Annotated in this window: 5 protein-coding genes; 2 read left to right on the top strand and 3 right to left on the bottom strand. The window is 68.9% G+C overall.

Annotated features, from left to right (window positions below; genetic code table 11):
- A partial coding sequence (locus tag U9980_RS14800; protein ID WP_322749624.1) for an acetyl-CoA C-acetyltransferase occupies nucleotides 1–1,182 on the bottom strand: 1,182 nt, incomplete at its 3' end.
- A 162-nt stretch (nucleotides 1,183–1,344) separates the two neighbouring features.
- Between U9980_RS14800 and mce the strand changes: the two genes are divergently transcribed.
- Nucleotides 1,345–1,767 carry a methylmalonyl-CoA epimerase gene (gene mce, locus U9980_RS14795; protein ID WP_322749625.1) on the top strand — a complete coding sequence of 141 codons (423 nt, stop codon included), beginning with the start codon at nucleotides 1,345–1,347 and terminating at the stop codon, nucleotides 1,765–1,767.
- 21 nt (nucleotides 1,768–1,788) lie between these two features.
- Here the strand turns inward: mce and U9980_RS14790 are convergent, their stop codons facing one another.
- Complete coding sequence (locus tag U9980_RS14790) at nucleotides 1,789–2,760, bottom strand: VCBS repeat-containing protein (RefSeq protein ID WP_322768443.1); 972 nt, start codon at nucleotides 2,758–2,760, stop codon at nucleotides 1,789–1,791.
- A complete protein-coding gene (locus U9980_RS14785) occupies nucleotides 2,757–3,314 on the bottom strand; it encodes a SigE family RNA polymerase sigma factor (RefSeq protein WP_322749627.1) in 558 nt (185 codons plus the stop codon). The genes U9980_RS14790 and U9980_RS14785 overlap by 4 nt, the downstream gene beginning before the upstream one ends.
- 160 nt (nucleotides 3,315–3,474) lie before the next feature.
- Between U9980_RS14785 and ccrA the strand changes: the two genes are divergently transcribed.
- Nucleotides 3,475–4,812: a crotonyl-CoA carboxylase/reductase gene (gene ccrA, locus U9980_RS14780; RefSeq protein ID WP_322755472.1), complete on the top strand. Its 1,338-nt coding sequence runs from the start codon at nucleotides 3,475–3,477 to the stop codon at nucleotides 4,810–4,812.

Genomic DNA, 4,812 nt, shown 5'->3' with positions numbered 1-4,812 from the left:
CGCCGGGACACGCAGGATGAGGGCGTCTCCCTGGCCGCCGCCGCCGCACAGCCCGGCGGCACCGATGCCGCCGCCGCGGCGACGCAGCTCAAGGGCGAGCGTGAGGGCGATCCGGGTACCGGACATGCCGACCGGGTGGCCGAGGGCGATCGCGCCGCCGTTGACGTTGGTGACCTCCGGGCCGATACCGAGCTCGCGCATGGACTGGATCCCCACCGCGGCAAACGCTTCGTTGATCTCGTAAAGATCCACGTCAGCGGGAGTCAGGCCCTCCTTGCGCAGCGCCGCCGAGATCGCGTTGGCCGGCTGGGACTGCAGCGAGGCGTCCGGGCCGGCGACGAAGCCGTGCTGGCCGACCTCGGCGAGTACGGTCAGCCCGAGCTCGACAGCCTTCGCCCGGCTCATCACCACGACCGCCGCCGCGCCGTCGGAGATCTGCGAGGCCGAGCCGGCCGTGATCGTGCCGTCGTCGCTGAAGGCGGGACGCAGCTTCGCCAGCGCCTCCGAGGTGGTGTCACCGCGGACACCCTCGTCCTGGCTGACGAGCACCGGGTCACCGCGGCGCTGGGGCACCTCGACCGGGACGATCTCGTCGTCGAACAGCCCGTTCTTGATCGCGGCGGCGGCGCGCTGATGGGAGCGGGCGGCGAACTCGTCCTGCTCGACCCGGCTGATGCCCAGCCCCGCGTTGTACCGCTCGGTTCCCAGCCCCATCGCGACCTGGTCGACCGCGCAGAACAGGGCATCGTGGGCGGTGGCGTCCAGCAGCTCGGCACTGCCGTAGCGGACGCCCTCACGCAGGGACGGCAACAGGTGCGGGGCACGTGTCATCGACTCCATGCCACCGGCGACGACGACGTCGAACTCGCCACTGGCGATGTAGGTGTCGGCGAGTGCGATCGCGTCCAGACCCGACAGGCAGACCTTGTTCACCGTGATCGCGGGAACGTTCATGGGGATGCCGCCCCTGATCGCGGCCTGGCGAGCGGTGATCTGCCCCTGACCCGCCTGAATGACATGCCCCATGATCACATAGTTGACCTGCTCACCACCGATACCGGCCCGCGCCAGCGCGGCCTTGATCGCAAATCCGCCGAGCTCGACGGCGGGGAAGCCCTTCAAAGCGCCGGACAGCTTGCCGATCGGGGTTCGCGCGCCGGCCACGATGACAGAACCAGGCATGGATGGCCTCCCGGGAGTGCGACTGCGTGTTCTGCAACGATAACGTGATCTTCATCAACATGCTGCGGCCAGCGGGCACGTCGGAGTCGAGACGGGTGTCCGTGGGGAGCGGGTATGGCAGCATCGCGTCCACACCCGCGAGAGAGAGGGCTCGAGTCCGCGATGTTCACGAGAATCGATCATGTCGGCATCGCCGTCCGGGACCTGGACACGTCCATCGCCTGGTACGAGACGACCTTCGGGCTCACCGTGGCCGCCCGGGAGGTCAATGAGGAGCAGGGCGTTCGCGAGGCCATGCTGCTTGTGGCCGAGGCCGCCCCGGGTGGTTCATACGTGCAGCTGCTCGAGCCGATCCGGGATGACTCCCCGGTCGGGAAGTTCCTCGCCCGCAACGGCGAGGGTGTCCACCACGTCGGCTACGGCGTCGACGACGTCGAAGGTGCCCTGGCCGCCATCGCCGGGCAGGGCGTCCGCCTGGTCGACAAGCGGCCCAGGCACGGCTCGATGGGCGCGAGTATCGCCTTCCTGCACCCGAAGGACACCGGCGGTGTGCTCACAGAACTGGTACAGGCCCTCCCCAAATAGCCGCTTCGCGACAATGTGGGGTCAGGCGATCCCGCAGCCGGCGGTGAAGGGCGACGGAGCCGATGCCAGGTCCACCGTGGCGTTCGCGGGCGAGCCGACCGCCGTGAACCCCGTGCCCGTCATCTGCCATGTCGTCGATGTCACCTGGTAGATCCTGTCCGTGGTCCGGTCTCCCGCGGCGACCACGACTTTTCCGCTCTCACAGCGGAAACCGTCACCATGGTCGCCGTTGAGACCGGCACGCAGCGGACTGCCGTTGACGACCCGCAACTGCCCGGTCGAGGTCAGCCTGGCGACACCATAGTTTCTGGTCTCGCCGCTGCTGTCGGTCTGGACGATCAGCTCGCCGTAACCGTCACCGTCAATGTCGACGATCGAGAAAGTGAACGGTGCCGCCACCGCCGGGAAGGTCACCGCGGTTGATCCGAACAGGCTCAGCGCGACCCTGACCGTGCTGTCGGACACGGTCGCCGGGTCCCTCACGCCATCCCCGTCGACATCGCCGGCCATCGCCGGGACGGACACCGGCGGCGGGAGGGTCGGCGAGTGGACGTTACTGGGCGTGCCGCTGGGACGGCTGGCCGAAGCCGTCGGCGTTACCCCGTCCCCCGGATTCGGGCTGGTGGGCGACGCCGAGGTCTCCAACCGGCTCGGCGTCACCGACGGCCGCACCTGACCGCCCCCGCCCGTCCCACCGTGACCCGGTGGCTGCGAGGCCGCCGTGCGGACCGCGGTCACCCCGGGAGTCGGCTGGGTCAGCGGCGGCACGGTCGGCTCGACCAGGATGGACGGGGGACCGGGTTCGATCGCCACGTAGGCGAGGCTGATCAAACCGGCCAGCGCCAGCCCACCGACGGTCGTCGCCGGCACCCGCATCCGCCGCCTGCGGATGATCCCGGCCCGGATCCGCTCGTAGCCTGCCGGGGAAGCCCGAACCGGATCAACCGCTTCGGTCAGTAGACGACGCAGCTCGTCGGGCTCGAGCGCGGTCACCGCAGACCCTCCAACTTGGTGCCGAGCGCGGCCAGCCCGCGGGACGTGTATGCCTTGACCGAGCCGACGCTGCACTTCATGACCGCTGCCGCGTCCGCCTCGGAGAGGTCCGCGTAGTAACGCAGGACCACGGCCTCGCGCTGGCGGCGCGGCAGCTCCCGCAGCGCCTGTATGACCGCGGCGCGCTCGACGAGGGTGTAGGCGCCCTCCTCCGCGCTGGCCGCGTCCGGCATGGGTTTGGGCGCATGCTTGAGGGCCACCAACCGCCGCCGCAGCGTCGAGCGGGCAAGGTTGACCACCGTCTGCCGTAGGTAGGCGAGCGCCTTGTCCCTGTCCTGCAGCCGCCCCCAGGCGGCGTGCACGCGGATGTAGGCGTCCTGGACAACTTCTTCGCACAGCCCGACGTCATCCAGGAGGAGGGCGGCAAGGCGGACCAGCGACCGGTAGTGCTCTGAATACAGAGCCGTCAGGGCGGCGTCAGCATCCCGGGCGACCTCGCTGCGAGCGGCGTCGCTCCGCGCAGGCACGGGCCGCCACCCCTCCACTACTGTCATGGGCGCGGTCACGCCACGTCAGACGCTCTCCTACCCCAAATGGTTGCTCTCAGGTTGTATCGCTTCCAGCGCGGACGCACACCCCCAACCGCGCGACTCATAGGCATACCCGTCGGTAGCATCTGCCCAGCGCCACCGGATGACGCACGGGAGGTCGATCGTGAAGGAAATTGTCGAGGCAATTCTCGCCTCCGACACGCCCAAAGCGGCGTTCGCGGCCCTGCCGGTACCCGAGACCTACCGGGGAGCGGTGGTTCGCAAGGACGAGATCAACATCTTCAACGGGCTGGCATCCCAGGACAAGGACCCCAGGCGCGCCCTGCACATCGACGAGGTCACGACCCCGGACCTCGGTCCCGGCGAGGCGCTGGTCGCCGTGATGGCCTCCACGATCAACTACAACACCGTCTGGACGTCGATCTTCGAACCACTGCCGACGTTCGGCTTCCTGGAGCGTTACGGCCGGCTGTCCCCGCTCGGCAAACGCCACGATCTCCCTTACCACGTGGTCGGCTCCGACCTCGCCGGTGTCGTGCTGCGTACCGGTCCCGGCGTACACATGTGGTCCCCCGGCGACGAGGTGGTCGCCCACTGCCTGTCGGTCGAGCTGGAACGCCCGGACGGCCACGACGACACCATGCTCGACCCCGAGCAGCGCATCTGGGGCTTTGAGACGAACTTCGGCGGGCTCGCGGAGCTCGCCCTGGTCAAGGCCAACCAGCTCATGCCCAAGCCCGCGCATCTGAGCTGGGAGGAGGCCGCCGCCCCCGGGCTGGTGAACTCCACCGCCTACCGCCAGTTGGTATCCCACAACGGCGCCAACATGAAACAGGGCGACGTGGTACTCATCTGGGGCGCGAGCGGCGGGCTCGGCTCCTACGCGACCCAGCTGGCACGCAACGGCGGTGCCATCCCGGTGTGTGTCGTGTCCTCGCCACGCAAGGCCGAGATCGTACGCCGGATGGGCGCCGACCTGGTAATCGACCGGGCCGCCGAGGACTACCGGTTCTGGACCGACGAGCACACCCAGAACCCCAAGGAGTGGCAGCGCCTCGGCAAGAAGATCCGCCAACTGACCGGCGGCGAGGATCCCGACATCGTCTTCGAGCACCCCGGGCGGGAGACCTTCGGCGCGTCCGTGTACGTCACCCGACGTGGCGGTACGATCGCGACCTGCGCGTCCACGAGTGGCTTCATGCACTCCTACGACAACCGCTACCTGTGGATGAACCTGAAGAAGGTGGTCGGATCGCACTTCGCGAACTACCGCGAGGCGTGGGAGGCCAACCGGCTGATCACCAAGGGCCTGGTCCACCCGACCCTGTCCCGCGTCTACCCGCTCACCGAGACCGGTCAGGCCGCCTACGACGTCCACCGCAACCTCCATCAGGGCAAGGTCGGGGTACTCTGCCTCGCACCGGTTGAAGGTCTCGGGGTGCGCGACGGCGCCACCCGCGAGCGCCATCTCACCGCGATCAACAGGTTTCGCGGAGTTTAG

This window comes from Protofrankia sp. Cr1, from assembly GCF_963555865.1.
Classification (GTDB): domain Bacteria; phylum Actinomycetota; class Actinomycetes; order Frankiales; family Frankiaceae; genus Protofrankia.
The sequence above is the reverse complement of the archived record's forward strand: the minus strand, read 5'-3'. Positions and strand labels throughout refer to the sequence as shown.